Annotated in this window: 17 protein-coding genes; all 17 read right to left on the bottom strand. The window is 36.1% G+C overall.

The window, feature by feature from the left end; genetic code table 11:
- Positions 1-30 precede the first annotated feature (30 nt).
- The 17 genes from MHI55_RS12745 to MHI55_RS12665 all read right to left on the bottom strand — a co-directional run bounded on the left by MHI55_RS12745 (position 31) and on the right by MHI55_RS12665 (position 14717).
- Positions 31-459, bottom strand: a complete 429-nt coding sequence (locus MHI55_RS12745; protein ID WP_076249750.1) for a hypothetical protein — start codon at positions 457-459, stop codon at positions 31-33.
- Between the two features lie 190 nt (positions 460-649).
- Positions 650-1174 carry a hypothetical protein gene (locus MHI55_RS12740; RefSeq protein ID WP_076249751.1) on the bottom strand — a complete coding sequence of 175 codons (525 nt, stop codon included), beginning with the start codon at positions 1172-1174 and terminating at the stop codon, positions 650-652.
- Between the two features lie 201 nt (positions 1175-1375).
- Positions 1376-1579: a helix-turn-helix transcriptional regulator gene (locus tag MHI55_RS12735; RefSeq protein WP_076249752.1), complete on the bottom strand. Its 204-nt coding sequence runs from the start codon at positions 1577-1579 to the stop codon at positions 1376-1378.
- A 102-nt stretch (positions 1580-1681) separates the two neighbouring features.
- Positions 1682-2083 (bottom strand): GNAT family N-acetyltransferase, encoded by a 402-nt coding sequence (locus tag MHI55_RS12730; protein WP_076249971.1) that lies wholly within the window; start codon positions 2081-2083, stop codon positions 1682-1684.
- 186 nt (positions 2084-2269) lie between these two features.
- Positions 2270-2491: a helix-turn-helix transcriptional regulator gene (locus MHI55_RS12725; RefSeq protein WP_174806439.1), complete on the bottom strand. Its 222-nt coding sequence runs from the start codon at positions 2489-2491 to the stop codon at positions 2270-2272.
- A 479-nt stretch (positions 2492-2970) separates the two neighbouring features.
- Entirely contained in the window at positions 2971-3624 is a 654-nt protein-coding gene (locus MHI55_RS12720) for a lysozyme inhibitor LprI family protein (RefSeq protein ID WP_036670467.1), read from the bottom strand.
- 208 nt (positions 3625-3832) lie between these two features.
- Positions 3833-4633, bottom strand: coding sequence for an inositol monophosphatase (locus MHI55_RS12715; RefSeq protein WP_076249753.1), 801 nt, complete (start codon positions 4631-4633; stop codon positions 3833-3835).
- A gap of 136 nt (positions 4634-4769) precedes the next feature.
- Complete coding sequence (locus MHI55_RS12710) at positions 4770-5402, bottom strand: hypothetical protein (RefSeq protein ID WP_076249754.1); 633 nt, start codon at positions 5400-5402, stop codon at positions 4770-4772.
- A gap of 184 nt (positions 5403-5586) precedes the next feature.
- Positions 5587-6045 (bottom strand): VOC family protein, encoded by a 459-nt coding sequence (locus MHI55_RS12705; protein WP_076249755.1) that lies wholly within the window; start codon positions 6043-6045, stop codon positions 5587-5589.
- Between the two features lie 106 nt (positions 6046-6151).
- On the bottom strand, positions 6152-6913 hold the full coding sequence (locus tag MHI55_RS12700; RefSeq protein ID WP_076249756.1) for a nucleotidyltransferase domain-containing protein: 762 nt from the start codon (positions 6911-6913) through the stop codon (positions 6152-6154).
- 202 nt (positions 6914-7115) lie between these two features.
- On the bottom strand, positions 7116-7952 hold the full coding sequence (locus MHI55_RS12695) for a Cof-type HAD-IIB family hydrolase (protein ID WP_083684237.1): 837 nt from the start codon (positions 7950-7952) through the stop codon (positions 7116-7118).
- Between the two features lie 169 nt (positions 7953-8121).
- The gene (locus MHI55_RS12690) at positions 8122-8748 is read right to left on the bottom strand and encodes a Type 1 glutamine amidotransferase-like domain-containing protein (protein ID WP_076249758.1); all 627 of its coding nucleotides are present in this window, start codon (positions 8746-8748) and stop codon (positions 8122-8124) included.
- A gap of 272 nt (positions 8749-9020) precedes the next feature.
- Entirely contained in the window at positions 9021-9497 is a 477-nt protein-coding gene (locus tag MHI55_RS12685) for a GNAT family N-acetyltransferase (RefSeq protein ID WP_076249759.1), read from the bottom strand.
- A gap of 805 nt (positions 9498-10302) precedes the next feature.
- Entirely contained in the window at positions 10303-10680 is a 378-nt protein-coding gene (locus MHI55_RS12680) for a hypothetical protein (RefSeq protein ID WP_076249760.1), read from the bottom strand.
- Positions 10681-11294: 614 nt separating this feature from the next.
- Positions 11295-11681, bottom strand: coding sequence for a hypothetical protein (locus tag MHI55_RS12675; RefSeq protein ID WP_340390160.1), 387 nt, complete (start codon positions 11679-11681; stop codon positions 11295-11297).
- A 452-nt stretch (positions 11682-12133) separates the two neighbouring features.
- Positions 12134-12793 carry an HAD hydrolase-like protein gene (locus MHI55_RS12670; protein WP_339188129.1) on the bottom strand — a complete coding sequence of 220 codons (660 nt, stop codon included), beginning with the start codon at positions 12791-12793 and terminating at the stop codon, positions 12134-12136.
- 1132 nt (positions 12794-13925) lie between these two features.
- Entirely contained in the window at positions 13926-14717 is a 792-nt protein-coding gene (locus MHI55_RS12665) for a GNAT family N-acetyltransferase (protein WP_339188133.1), read from the bottom strand.
- Positions 14718-14731 lie beyond the last annotated feature (14 nt).

Below are 14731 nucleotides of genomic sequence, written 5' to 3'. Positions count from 1 at the left end.
TAAATAACCACTCTCCCTCGAATGGAATAGCTAAATGCCTAGAACTGAAACATAATCATGAGTGGTTAATTGCTTTTTAATCCATACAACAAACTCTATGATTAATTCACGAAGTCTCTGGACACTATTGAGAAAATCTTGTTGAAACTCATCTTTAGAACTGCCAAAGAAGAAATATACATGTTCATTTATTAATTCCATTGTTACTTTTTCATCAAGGAGATTAGCAAGCGTTTTCAAATCCTCAAGGATCACCTCCCACGTTTTTCGATGTATTTCGTTAAATGCATAATGATCATATCCAGAAAATATATTTTCTATTGTTTTCTCTACAAAGCCGAATACTTCCTCATCAAAGTAAATTGAGTCCTCATTCCAACATTGCCCAAGGTACTTCCCGGGTAAAACTTCAATATAACCAGTTCCTTCAAGTTCTTCCCTATCTCTTATTATCTTCATCGTTCACCCTCATTAAATAGTTTCGTCGATTTCACATACTTTTCTGTATATAAGACCCAGCGTAGGCTGGGTGTACTGCTTATTGGGCCCAAGGATCAATGTCCACCGTTTAATTGTTATATTACCTCCTGGTCCTCTACCAAAACTTCTGCTGACAGAGGGACGTATATCCCGATGTGTAAATACGGAGTTATGTGATTTCACTGCCTTCATTGAGTAAACTTATCATTTGCCTGTTGGTTTTTATGATTATCACTTTGTCTTTATAAGGGGACAAGAAACTACAGATTTCTTTCCGATTTGTACTATTAAATTTATGATTCCAAATAAGCATTTCAATTAGTCCTCTTAATGTTTGCTTGTATATAGATCTTTCTGCGCCTATTCTTTGTTTAACAAATCTCATGATAATTCTAAAATGTCGAATCAATACATTAGTGTCTAGGTAATAAATTACATCTGCTCTTGAAAAGCTATCAGAAAGCCATTTATAATATACTCCCTCTACAATCCAACTATCATTATCAATTATTTTATGTAGTAATTTATCTCTCACGTCTGGAGAATTCTTTCCTGAAAACTTCACTTTACTGCTCCACATGACTGTATCTAGTTCGTGAATTTTTATATTTAACTTCTCTGACAAAACTTGACCAAGGTATGTTTTTCCGCTACCAGTTGAACCTATAATATGAATTCTTAAAGGTCTAGACATAATTAGCTTCTCCTCTTTAATTTATTGCAGTGAATTTCTAATCACCTTCCTTTTTTTATGCAGTTCAACAAACTCTCGGAGGTGTCTGCCAAAATATCAACTTCGAAATCCATTTAGCAGACCAAGGCTCCGTTAGGAGCCGTTGCTTTATGTCATACGACGGAATCTCAATTTTGGTTAACAGCAGATGTTATCATCCCATCATTGATCTGCTATATGCTCCAATAGATTTCCAGGCTGACATCCCAATGCCGTACATAATTTATCGATTACTTCTAACGATACATACTCATTCGTATTAAGTTTTGCCATCGTTGCCGATGAGATCCCCGTGATTTTTAATAAATCCTGCTTCTTAATCTCCCTGTCAATCAATAAATTTTGAAATGGTTTATAACTTATCATCTGGTATCCCTTCATATCCGAATTGAAGCTTTATATAGGACCTTCTCAAAAACAAATTCATCTATAATCAATTCTCATCTGATCGGAATCTTTACTTCAATGCTATACCATATCTGAAATAAACATGGCTTTAGTTCCTTCTTCTGGCTTAAATCCAAATAATCCATAGAATTTTTCTGCACTATCATAAGATATAAGCACTTTTGTCTTGATATTAGAATATCGACTAAGCATTTGTTCCATCATTCTCTTTCCAATTCCTAATGATTGATATTCTTTGTGTACTAACATGTAATGAAAATATACTGTCATCACGCCGTCAGACAATGCATTTATTAAACCAACTAATTTGTTATCATCCCATGCAGTAATAACCGTATGCGAGTTGTTTATTGCTTGTCTAAGATCTTCTGGGAAATCTCCTGATTTCCAGTCCACCGAATGAAACAGTTCTTGAATTGCCTGTGTATCAATGTCTTTTATTTCTTTGAAAATGATTGTCATAATATTGCTCCTATGCTTGTTGTTTTGATTGAGAGTATTGGATACCGTTTCTGTAATCATGAACCCCAAAGGGGGGTGTCCGTTGAAAATTTTCTCGAAATCCATCCGCAGTCCCAGGCTCCGAAGGAGCAATGCATGAATATTATGTTATAGGACGGAATCGTTTCTCAAATCGACCTTCACTATTTATTTTGCTCCTGGTACGTATTCAATCAAATCAGATAATTTACAATTAAATGTATCGCATAGCTTGAATAAGGTTTCCAGCTTTGTTGTTTCTATATTTGTTTCCCTATAGAGTTTATTGATCGAATTCCGGCTTAAGCCCGATTTTGCCATCAATTCTGTTATATCATCTATTCGATGTTCTGCCATGAGTTCTCGTATATTACATTTGATTATGTTCATCTTTTTCCCTCCATAATTCTATCTTCTGGAGTGTCATAGGGAGTACACTCAGCTTTCTGTGGAGACAGATGAATATTTTAAAACACTTCGTGATGCTTTGCCCGATAAACTTCAACATACAGTTTTTCTTTACGAAGACGCACAAATCTCACTCCAATCCATCCTAGAAAGAAGTATCTACATACAAGGTTGCAAAGATGCCCTACAACTATTTAGTGTATTGCAGAATTCTAGTATTTAGAGGGCTATATGACCCTCTTTTCTATTGTTTTTGATTCTGTCGTATAACGTCCTGCACGTTCACGAAAATACCCAGCCTTAGATAGCTCTTATCTTAAGCTGAGTCGTATTTTCTAAGTGTTCTTCAATGATTATACATCTTACAACCAAAGGGTGGTATCCCTACAGCTTGAATACATTATTATGCGCCGTTACTCTCTTCGAAGCATCACCTAGAACCTATAATAAACATTCCAACTTTATTTTTTACTTTGGTATAAAAACTCAACTTCACCATCTAACAAATATCGATATTCAAATAATTGCATTGTTCTTTCCCTAATTCTCTCCCGTATAACCGTGCCTAGGCTTACCGATCCTTTTGATCCAAGGTAACCATTATTAATAAATGCCTTCTCTACAAATTTTGTTTCCTTTAAGTGATACTGTAACCATTCTTTCTGCGATTCGATTAGTGCTTCTCTTGGTTCTCTATCCAACTTAGAACGAAGCTTTTTATATATTTGATTCAACTCTTTATCCCAAATCTCTGTATATTTACTTTCCAACGCCCCCCATCCCATTGTTGTAATAATCTCTTTTGAATTTTGAGCCTCATTAAATTCCACTTCATAATCATGATCTATAGGATTTCGAAGCATTTCATCATAAAATTCTCCTTTCAATTCATAGTTCCCAATGCTCATGGATAACACTTCATTGTTAGAAGCATCTGATCGACCTTCAGTTATTTCTTTCGGTTCTGTTCCATTACCTGTACTCTCTTCATCAGGAGGCAGTTCAGAATTCATTTTTGATTTAGTTTCGCTGTTCAAGGTAGTCGATTGACTACTATTTTGGCAAGATGAAAACACTATTGTAATAAAAACTAATAAGAGTATCTTACCTTTCATAAATTATCTCCTTTAATGGCGCATAACGTTACTGTATCCACGACCCTCCCACCAACTTAAGCGACCAATTGGAGCGGGCGCGATGCGGTTAGTCGTACGGATGTGTCCGCTGAATTCTCTTCCCTGCCGATTGCTTCTCGCCGATCGAGGAACTGTCAGGCTCCCAAACGTGGATATAATGTTAGCCGAAGTCAGTTGCTTCTAGGTGTTAGCTCAATCCTTCTCTTACAATTTTCAATAGTTCTTCTTTGTGGTCTGGGTGACATGCAATTAAATAAGGTTCTTCTTTCATTCCATTAAACTTATTTCCTTCAAAATCTATAACAAGCCCCCCTGCTTCCTTAACCATTAAGATACCTGAATACAAGTCATCACCTTCAGAATTGTACAGAACAATTCCATCAATATCTCCTTTGGCCAACATACACCATTGAAGCGTTGGAGCCCACAATCTTAACATTCGTTTAAATCTAATATCAATGTATTGTCTTAGTTTTACTGCTTGTGGGTCGTTTTGTACTCTGTGACCTTGAATCCAACCTATATTTCCTTTGAAAATATTCGGGTTACTCTTAATTTGTATTTGTCGATTATTGCAGCTTGTCCCTTCACCAATAACAGATACAAATAAACGTTCTGTTAGAGGTTCATAGACCACTCCAAGCACAGGCTCTCTTTTGTACATTAAGGTAATTGATATCGTAAAAACAGGTAAACCAATCGCAAAATTATTAGTTCCGTCTAAAGGATCAATTAACCATAACCAATCGTGCTTAGTTCCGATAAGCCCTGCCTCTTCACTGTGTATCTGATGATTTGGAAATACGCCTTGTATTTGTTTGATGATGATTTCTTCACAGATATGATCTACTTCAGTAACCACATCCCCAAATTCATCTTTAGATCTCAGTTCAACAAAGTTATCAAACTTCTCTTTAGAGATTAGACCTGCTTCGCGAATAATTCTTATTGCTATCTCTTTTGCGGTTTGAATAATCTTACGATCCATTACGCACCTCATATTGATTTTGATTTTAACTGATTTCATCTAACATTTTGTGTTCACGACGACTGGCTGGATACATTCTTCTGTTTATAGTTTCTACCCGACCAAGGAGCACTAGCGACAATGCTTGAACATCTGGTTAGGCAATGTCGTTGCCCTCCATGATTACCCTTACATACTCATCCCAATTCTTATCATCTGTATTGATTTCTATTGTTGGCACTCTTGAGATTTGAGCTTGATGTCTTAATACATTTTGGATTCTTAATAATTCACTTACCGACGATCTTACTTCTTCTTCTGTTTTATAGATCCATTCTTCTGGTTGTCTACTTTTAATTCTTTCTTCTACAACTTCGGGCGAGATTGTAAGCAAAATACACCTGGCACCTAAAGACTCAAGCTGTTCTTCTATTTTATTTATCTCATCCAAATCCGAATCTACAAATGCAGCTCTATGATTTAAGTGAAACCTCTCCAGAACATAAAATAGTCCCCTAGATCCTCTAGATGCAGGACCAAGTTGAATTGCCCATTCGTTAAGTTTCTTTAGCATTTCAACCCGCTCTTTAAGTAACTCAATATGTCCTTCTCGGGTTAGACTTACATATTCTCCATGTTTATTATTCAAAATTTGAGTATAATGTTCTCCAAGGATAACTACGCTCCGTTCTGAGGATTCTTCTTGTGATTGATATCGTTTAATTGCTTTTAATACTGAAGTCTTCCCGGCATTTGAGTACCCCTCAAGAATTACTCCTCTAATATGCATTTAAATCTCCTTCCACTAGCATTATTTCGCCTAACGTTTCTGTATTCATACGTTCAACTTAGTTTAATATTTTTTATGAAACGCTTTCATTCGGTAGACCAAGGCTCCGAAGGAGCCGCAGCCTGAATATTATGTTATCTGATGCTGATACCTCTTTTAAATCCCCAAATACATTCTTTAGTTTTTATCTCTTCAAAAGGTCTTCCCATTCTTCGATTGATAATTTATTGGATATATTCTTTAAGTTTTCAGGGACACTTACAAAACACATTAATTCTAAACTATTTCCATCTGGATCATTGAAGTAGACTGAAGCATTTCCCTGATTAGGCCTTACAAATGGATTTATTGAATCTCTTTTTCCAAATGGGACAGGCTCTATTTCAATAGTTTGAAGCCATTTCACACTGTCTCTAAGATCTTCATAACTAACTCGAAATGCTATATGCCTTAATGATGGATGATAAGAAGTTTTATGCTCTTTGCCTTGCCATAGACCGACCCAACTCTTTTCTTTTTCAATCCAGAAGAACGCTGTATCATCATCTCTCCAGGCCAGCTCTAATCCTAATTTAGAATAAAATTCGATAGATTGATGTAAGTTACTTACTGGTAAATGTGCTTCATACAACCCAAGTATCATATTTTCTCCTTTCAATCTTGCAAGTTTCAGATAACGTTTTGTATTGGCGATGTCCCGACGGGCTAAGGGGCTGAATGTGGTCACTCGCTTCTCAAGGTGATTACGATCAATTTCTGGAAGCAGCCATTGTATTTAAAGCATTCTCAAAATAGCGATATAATTCATCTGCAATTCTCAAAAACTCTTCAACAAGTACATTGCTACTATCCAAGTAACAAGCATATAGATACTCAACTAAAGCGGAGTCAATCTCACAATAGTTTAATATGGCATTCTTCATCTTAATGATTTCATCTTCCCATACCCCTGTATCTTCTAAAACCAAAGAATATAATGCACGAATTAATCTCTTAGAGTAACCTTTAATATATCTAGTTTTCATTGAGTGATCACTAACATTAGAAAGTGATCGATGTACACGATCTACTTCCTCCTTAGTATCTGTATTTAAGTCTAAAATGAATTCTGGAGAAATTATGATCGGGGGTACTTTTTCACCAATGTCCTCCCCATGTATGCAAACACAAATAATCTTAATCCAAAAACCCCAATCATTCGGTCTACTTAATACATCATCAATCGAGCAAATGATCGTATCCATCTTAGTGACGAATGGATATTCTTCCAACAGCCTGTCTTTGATATTTGACAATCTTTCGTAATCAATATCTTGGGGATTTGCACATACAATAGTAAAGTCTGCATCTGACTTAAAAGGTTGAGCCGTTCCTTTGGGAATCGAGCCACACATATAAATGCTATGAATCTTATCTTTGAATTCGTTAAGAATATGATCCACATACTTATCAACCAAATCTTTATATTCACTTTGTATTGCAATTCTATTTATAACTTTTTCTAATATCATATAGACCCCTCCTAAAATAAGAACTTCTTTCGGCTAAACGTTGTTGTATTCCTGACGTTCAAGCAGCTTACCGTAGGGAACGGGTTAATAGACTTAGCTGATTGAATGGGTCGCCTTAATTAACTTCTCCGATATCCTTCTTGGCGACCGAGGACCAAGTGAGACGGTGTATGAATGTACTGTTAGATAAAGTAACCTTGAGTTACCCACAAAATCTTTCTAAACTTACAGCAACACCGTTTTCATCATTATTAACGGTTATTTCATCAGCAATTTCCTTCAATTCCCTAATCGCATTCCCCATAGCAATAGAATATCCCGCCATCTTAAAGAGGCCTACATCATTATGATCATCACCAAATACAATAACGGAATCCAATTCTACATTATATAATTCACAGAGTTTAGTAATTGCCATTTCCTTAGATGCCAGAAGAGGCATGATTTGTACTAATTTATTATTATCCGTAATTAGTATATTCACTCTACCCTCGAATTTTTCAAACAATCCAGAATTGTGATTATTGCCAGTCAGAAGTATCTTCGTGGCATCATATTGCTTTAATTCTTTTAAGGGTTTTACTATGGGGTTTGATTGTGTGTTCATTGAGCTAATATAATCAAGCTCTCTTAAACTAAACCACTCATCCTTCACTTCCATAGTCAGTTCAATTTGAGGGTCACACTTCAAACAGTAATCAAGAATTTCTGTAGTTACATTAGCAGGGATTGATTCATTAATTTCTATCTTGGTTTCCTTACATATCACTTGAGCTCCGTTGTAATATACAAAAGCCCCGATATCTACTAATCCTTGTGGAAGCAACCAATTAACCGCCCTGGGCGGTCGAGCTGTTGCAAATATTATTCTGATTCCTTTCTGATAACAAGATAAGACCGCATCTACATTTCTCTTAGATACTTCTTTTTTTGAATTTAATAATGTTCCGTCCAAGTCAAGAACTACAGTTGAATACTTCAATGAATCAACTCCCAATATAAACTTCTTCGTTATTTTATCTACCGTTGTTGTATTCACGAACCCGAGAGATTGGGTCGAAGACTTAGCCTCGCAGGAGTTGTGTCTGCTGCCACGCTACTTCCTCGGAACCCTCTGGCAGACCAAGGGGCGTAGCCCCGCAGCGATAATACGGTGTTGGCAAGATTTTAGGGGCTTCTTCGAGCTACATTCAATGAATTTATCACTTTCAATGTGCTTGGTTCATTAATATTGAGATATATTCTTCATCTTTAAGCCTTGTCACCTTACATTTCTCATTGCATTCAAATTCTACTATTCTCTCTTCAATTGTTTTATTAGTACTATCTTTAAATATGTCCTCTCGATCATAGTGAGGAAAAATAAGCTTGTCTGTTACACCTAATGCCTTAAAATCCGTTAAATTCATTGTGTTCATCTGTGGAGTAAAGAAATCGACAATGTTAATATTCGGCCCCAGTAATAACGTTCCTGCACTTACTCCAACTATAATTACATTCTGTGCGGCCAGTGTTTTGATAATTTCATCAGCACCACTTTTCTTAGCGTAATACAATAGTGTAAATGGATTCCCACCATTAATATATATAACATCTCTATGTAAGAGTATTTGCGGGTCATCAAATTCAATATCTACAAAATTGATATGCTGAAATCCCATGTCCTTAAACTCTTGCATTGCTCTTTGTGCATATCTATTAGTTTCTTTTCTAGGGGATGCTGTTGTAATAATTGAGACTTTTAATTGAGAAATATCTCCATCAATAAAATCCAGAAATTGATTTTTAATATCTTCAGTATAAAAACCACAAGAGGTTAGTAACAAGCTACTCATTGAAATCACCGTCCTTAACTAATGATTTATCTAATCTTTATAATTTAATTAAGCTTTCTCTTGATTTCCTATAACGTTCTTGTATTCACGAACACTCACTGGCTTAAGCGCGACAGCACGGGTCCGACGGACTTAGTCAGTGCAGGATTGTCGCCTGACACATCTCCCTCGATATCCCTCCTAGCGACCTAGGGCGAATACCAGATGCGTTAATATGATATTAGATGATTCACCTTATTTTTTCGAATTACTACATAGAAATCCTGCTTGCTTTATATGATCAGTTTTGCGAAAATATCGCCGTCTTCATCTAACTCCCCTGTTTCTACAAAACCAAGAGAAGAATAAAGTTTCCTTGCTACCTTATTCTCGGGCGAATAAAGAATCACGACTTCTGAGGCCTTTCCATGCGGCAAAGTTCGAAGTAACTCAATTGACTTTTCTATTGCTTTTTTGCCATATCCTTTGCGCTGATATCGTTTATCTATCATAAATCTATATATGTCATAATAATTTTCAGAATCTTCACTCTCAGAAATAACATATGACATTGCGATAAATCCAACCATCTTATCATTACAATAAATCGCATATGGCATTGGAATAAAACTGCTTTTATTTGTTATAACAACATACAATTCCGCAAGAGTATATATAATAGATGCTACAAATCTGCCTTGCTCTTCCTCAACTCTTAAGTCCAGACATTCTGAAAAATTATCAAATGTTATTTTCCTAAGTTCTATCATTTATGTTTCCCCCTTAAAAATGAAATGCACTCAAAAGTATTAGTCTTTATTGATTGGGGATTTCATCTAACGTTCCTGTATTCATGAACCCCAACGGTTGTCTGCTGAATTGCCTCTCTGAATTCCTTCCCGCAGACCAAGACTCCATCGGAGCCACAGCTTGAATATTATGTTATCTGATGGATTGACTTTCTTCGAGCAGAAATAACACGTTGAATTATAACTTATTTATTGATAATCATAATATTTCTTATTAACATTTTGTAAACAAGTCCACTTAATCCTATTTTCCATCTGATTTGAATTTGATAGGTTTCAGCGATTTACAATTAACAATAAACCTTTATTTTCTTTTGTGATTATTATTTCTCTATTTTTTACGGATATCTCTCACTTCATTAATTAACACATCTAATCTTTCAATAATTCTTTTATCATTTTCAAGTTTCTTTTTTAATCTCCCATCTATAATTGCTACTCCCATAACAATAATTATAAGCAGGATCAAAATTAGCACCTTGATCACTTACCCCTCTAGCAACAGAACGTTGCAATTGAATTAACTCTATAATTAGATAATATATACTTTTACTTTTTACAGTTTTAATCATTTTTCAATCTTACAGATAACGTTCTTGTATTCACGAACCCTCACTGGCTTAAGGGCTACAGCCGGGTCTGACGGACTTAGCTAGTGCAGGGTTGTCCGGCTGCTCCCAATTCCCCTGCCTGACCTAGGGCCGAATGGCCCGAGGCGTGAATATATTGTTATACGCAGTGCCCTCTTCTGTGACTAAGCTATGGGCTATCTGTTATTTAGCTTTTCCAATAATTCTACCTCCTCTTCCTCTGAAAGTTGTTCTTCCGCTCTTGTTTTTGTTTCATCTATCTTTAGTACTTTTAATCCTCTTTTTATGAGCCATTCTTCACCAGGTTTCATGGTAGTTGCTGGATGTGGATATACATCCTCACTTATAATTTCCTCATCAATTATGTAAATGTATCCACATAACTTACCATTATGAAATCTTGCGCCATTCTCATCAAAAGAAACAATAGATGGTTTCTGCGAAAAGATTCTTGCTAACTCTCGATCTTGGGTTATTGTGCTTCCGACTAGTAATTCATTTAGAAATAATGGCGAGCCATGAAACCAAGGCTTACTGTAGTCCCATTCTTTCATAATTATCACCTTCAATTAAGTTTTATTATGTTTCTTCTTTTATTGTTCTTTAGTTTCTTCTTAATTTTAGGGTATTGCGTATAACGTTGCGCATTTCTGACGTCCAAACGGCTTAAGGACCGGAGGTCCGGGTGGCTTTGCCACTTAGCTGGTTGGATGTGTCCGAAATCCCTCTTGAAGACCGAGGTGCGTCAGCGACGAAGCAAAAATGCATTGTTATACGCTGCCCCTTCTTCTTCGATTCCACATCCTTATATGTCTTGTGTGTTTTATATATTTAATATGTCTTTACGTGTTTTATCTTTTGGTTCTATCTTTTGCTCCTATCAAATCCGTTTCGCATAGGAAAGATCCCCTCATTTACTCTCGTACGCCTTCAGCAGTATCAACTTTGGTCTGTGTAGTAACTTCATCCAGTGAACGCTAGCCATATAAGAGGCTCGTGTTCCTCGGACCGGAGATTTGCCAATGGCTTCATTCAGATTCCTGCTCACGTTGGACACCCCTGCCTTAAGCTATGGCTTACTTCTACCCTCACCATTCGGGATTTAATCCTTGATATAGAATACATGCTGAACGCACAATCAAAATTTAAGAGGATTGTTGTCCTCCCTTTAATTCGCAATAGACAAATATGTATTAATGACATGCACAATACCAAAAAGTACTGTTGGTATAATAGCCAGATAATTTTGAAGCCAAATCTCAGCTAATATAAAATATACTACCGGGAGAACGGCCATCCCCAAAAAAATAATAAAGTTTGCGTTGCCTGTAAAATACAATATCCATAGCCCATAATAAAAAATCAACATAATTGCCATACCAATTATATACGGACATCGCACTTCAGATGCTTGTTTTCTTACAACAAATATCAGAAGAAAGAAAAATATCGCCTGACTTCCGTGCTCCAAAACATCTAAAATCAAATGGCTATTTGCATTGTTTCCTGATATATCTGACGCAGGAATTAAAAAATAAAATATATTTGGTATCATTGGCAATAAAAAGATTATCAGACCCTTCCATGAAAAACCAAAATGATAATTCATTTGATCCTCTCTTTCGCATAATAGCAATATTCTTTAGTTTGCACTTTATTATGAATCCGCTTCTCTGGTATTCCTCTTGATGACCGAGGAGCATAACTAACGATGTGGAAATTTATTGTTATATGGTACACCTTCTAATATTCCGTTCATCCTGGTTTTCAACTGCTACCTTGTAAATGTATTCTTTCACCTATATTTATTATCTGTTATTAATTGGTTGCATGATTTAACATTATTAAGGGTTGCGTATAACGTTCTGTATTCACGAACTTGCGCAGCAAGTTGTCACATGAATCAACTCCCCTGCCAAAAACATCATTGTGACCAAGGGGTAACCGCAGCTTAAATATGGTGTTATAGGATTTCAGCGTCTTCTTCGATATAATTACAAAAGCATTCTAGTTTCCCTGATGTTTAAATATATTTTTTAATTCAAGTAAGCCGTCAATAATAAAATCCGCTTGTGCAAGCTCCCCTTCTTGGGCAAAATCAAATCGACAACCAATAGCCTTCAACCCATTGTTTTTTGCGGCATTGAAATCAGAAATCCTGTCCCCAACTACAGTTGCATTGCTGATGTGATGTTTTTTAAGAATATGACCGACTAAGTCATCCTTATTTTGAGTTCCTATTTGTTGGATGCTATAAGTTTCTGCCACCCACTTATCTAATTTGTAGCAGTTAACGATGGCATTAAGGTATTCGTTTAGTCCATTACTTGCAATAAAAATGAAATAGCCTTCATCTTTCAAGTAATTAAAAATTTCTTTGACATGCGGATATAGGGCGCCATTGCCATTATTAATATTTGCAATTAACTTCTCAAGGAAGATCTCATCCACAATTCGTCTGATTTCATTTGAATGGTTCGGCAATAACGTTTCCCAAACTACTGGTAGAGGAACTCCCATTATTTCACGATATTTTTGGGTTGGAGCTTCACTCGACCATTCATTTAGAGACCTCAAGATAGTAAATGTTTCTTCTAACGATAACTCTAAGATTTTGTTTGTTTGAAATAGTGTTCCATCCATATCGAAAATGACTGCCTCCAGCATGGTTTCTCTCCTATTCAAAAAAAATAATGAATTGTTATACTGTTTTTACGCTGATCACCTATAAAGTTCTGTATTCACGACGTCCCACCGAATTAAGGCTCCGTCAAAAGACGGCCGCGATGCGGTTAGTCGGTGCGGATGTGTCCGCCAGATTCCACTTCCCTGCCAATTCCCTTCGGGCTGACCGAGGGAGCGTCAGGACCCAAAGCTTGGATATAATGTTATCTGACGTAAACCTCTACTGTGAATTAGCTATAATCTTCTTCGTTAAGTTAAACTCATGACGGCATTCATAGTAATAACTTTTGAGTTTATATCCCCCAGATTTAAATACAGGCTTATGTTGATACCACACTATAATTAGCGTTCCTTTAAAAAGGATTCTACGAAGGATATAAACTATTCTGTTAAAGAGAACGCTTCTATTTTGAGCAAATTTATGAAGTGTTTCAGATTGAAACTGAACATGTTTCTCCTCATCACTTAAAATCTGATTACATAAATCGATTAATACTTCTGACTTTGTAGATTTTTGCAAGGCTTTATAGTACAACTTAGCAATAATCTCAGCAGTTAATAGAACAATGACTGATTGTTCTAAACTCGCATATCGACGTAATCTTCTAAATACATTGTCCACCCAATGTCTACGAAGGAGTGGGATTCCCTGTACCTTCATAAATCTGCCTAGATCTCTAGCGTGCCTCTGTTCTTCTTTAATGAATTCTATAAGCGCTTCATAGTAATCCTGATCTTGCGTCTGATGTACATATTCTTGCGCACGTTTAATTAGATATTTACCTTCAGAGTTTTCTCCTAATTGAAACTGTTGAATTGACTTAATGATTATTTCTCTTTCATTAGTTGTTAATTTATAGTTGTCATCTCAATGAATATATTTGAGGTTTTGATTATTTCTTCGATAATATTGCACCCATTTCGAGAAAGTGATATTCATTATTTTCTCCTAAAATGTAATAGTTTTATGTCAAATAACGTTTCAGTATTCATGAAACCCGAAGGGGTTGTCTGCTGAAAAGCCTCTTCGAAATCCACCCCGCAGACCAAGGCTCCGAAGGGCCGCTGCTTGAATATTATGTTAGGCGATGCCAGCCTAAATTCCCCCTCACAATTAATTCCTTGTCCATGTTGCCCGGGTATATCCAATTCTCATACCCACTCTTTCCATATTCCGATGGCTTTGCGAGCCAAATGAGCACTGACTAACAACGAGATTACAATTGTTGTAGGTATCATTAATTCGTCTAAGTAATAAATTTGTTTGAAATCCTTTATTTCGATATTCAGGTAGTGTTGTCGCGAATGTTAATGAAGCAACATTGTTCTCTATATACATTACAGCTACTGCAACTGGATAGCCCTGATTCAACCCCAAATAATAGTGCCATCCAGGACGAGAAAACAGTACTCGGTTATTTGCAGCTACGTGTTCTTTCCCATCAAGTGATAATCCTGTACCTAAACAATGAATTTCTGCATATGTATCGAACTCATCTTCGAGTAGTTCACGAATTTCCAGTTTATGATGATCAAACGAATTTAGATTTCCAGGTTCACAAAAAAGCGTTGTATGAAATCCTGATTGATAAAAGCCTATATTATGGAGTTTTTTCATAACTTCTTGATTTATATTACCCGGGATGACTTGAATCTCAAAATTCCTTTCCCGCTCATTATAAAAGTCTAAGATATCTTCAATGACATCTTCAGAAATCCTTCCCTTTACATTATTAAAAAGACCCCATGGCATCGTTTTACTATAAAACGCCGTGCTCTCCCCGAATCGTTTTATTTCAATTCCCTCAGGGTTTCCTTCTCGTTCTCTGATTGCAGTCATTCGATCAACCATATAATTAATTTCAGATTTTTCTAAAATATCCGCAAGTTCCAAATTCAATATCATTCAATTTATCCCCT

This window comes from Paenibacillus sp. FSL E2-0151 (genome assembly GCF_037993015.1).
In the GTDB taxonomy this organism is placed as follows: Bacteria; Bacillota; Bacilli; order Paenibacillales; family Paenibacillaceae; genus Paenibacillus; species Paenibacillus amylolyticus.
The sequence above is the reverse complement of the archived record's forward strand: the minus strand, read 5'-3'. Positions and strand labels throughout refer to the sequence as shown.

Coding starts and splice junctions, on each gene's coding strand:
- MHI55_RS12710 (WP_076249754.1), bottom strand. CDS start 5,402: ATGCATATTAGAGGAGTAATTCTTGAGGGGTACTCAAATGCCGGGAAG.
- MHI55_RS12690 (WP_076249758.1), bottom strand. CDS start 8,748: ATGAGTAGCTTGTTACTAACCTCTTGTGGTTTTTATACTGAAGATATT.
- MHI55_RS12730 (WP_076249971.1), bottom strand. CDS start 2,083: ATGACAATCATTTTCAAAGAAATAAAAGACATTGATACACAGGCAATT.
- MHI55_RS12720 (WP_036670467.1), bottom strand. CDS start 3,624: ATGAAAGGTAAGATACTCTTATTAGTTTTTATTACAATAGTGTTTTCA.
- MHI55_RS12705 (WP_076249755.1), bottom strand. CDS start 6,045: ATGATACTTGGGTTGTATGAAGCACATTTACCAGTAAGTAACTTACAT.
- MHI55_RS12665 (WP_339188133.1), bottom strand. CDS start 14,717: ATGATATTGAATTTGGAACTTGCGGATATTTTAGAAAAATCTGAAATT.
- MHI55_RS12725 (WP_174806439.1), bottom strand. CDS start 2,491: ATGAACATAATCAAATGTAATATACGAGAACTCATGGCAGAACATCGA.
- MHI55_RS12675 (WP_340390160.1), bottom strand. CDS start 11,681: ATGATACCAAATATATTTTATTTTTTAATTCCTGCGTCAGATATATCA.
- MHI55_RS12680 (WP_076249760.1), bottom strand. CDS start 10,680: ATGAAAGAATGGGACTACAGTAAGCCTTGGTTTCATGGCTCGCCATTA.
- MHI55_RS12735 (WP_076249752.1), bottom strand. CDS start 1,579: ATGATAAGTTATAAACCATTTCAAAATTTATTGATTGACAGGGAGATT.
- MHI55_RS12745 (WP_076249750.1), bottom strand. CDS start 459: ATGAAGATAATAAGAGATAGGGAAGAACTTGAAGGAACTGGTTATATT.
- MHI55_RS12740 (WP_076249751.1), bottom strand. CDS start 1,174: ATGTCTAGACCTTTAAGAATTCATATTATAGGTTCAACTGGTAGCGGA.
- MHI55_RS12700 (WP_076249756.1), bottom strand. CDS start 6,913: ATGATATTAGAAAAAGTTATAAATAGAATTGCAATACAAAGTGAATAT.
- MHI55_RS12715 (WP_076249753.1), bottom strand. CDS start 4,633: ATGGATCGTAAGATTATTCAAACCGCAAAAGAGATAGCAATAAGAATT.
- MHI55_RS12685 (WP_076249759.1), bottom strand. CDS start 9,497: ATGATAGAACTTAGGAAAATAACATTTGATAATTTTTCAGAATGTCTG.
- MHI55_RS12670 (WP_339188129.1), bottom strand. CDS start 12,793: ATGCTGGAGGCAGTCATTTTCGATATGGATGGAACACTATTTCAAACA.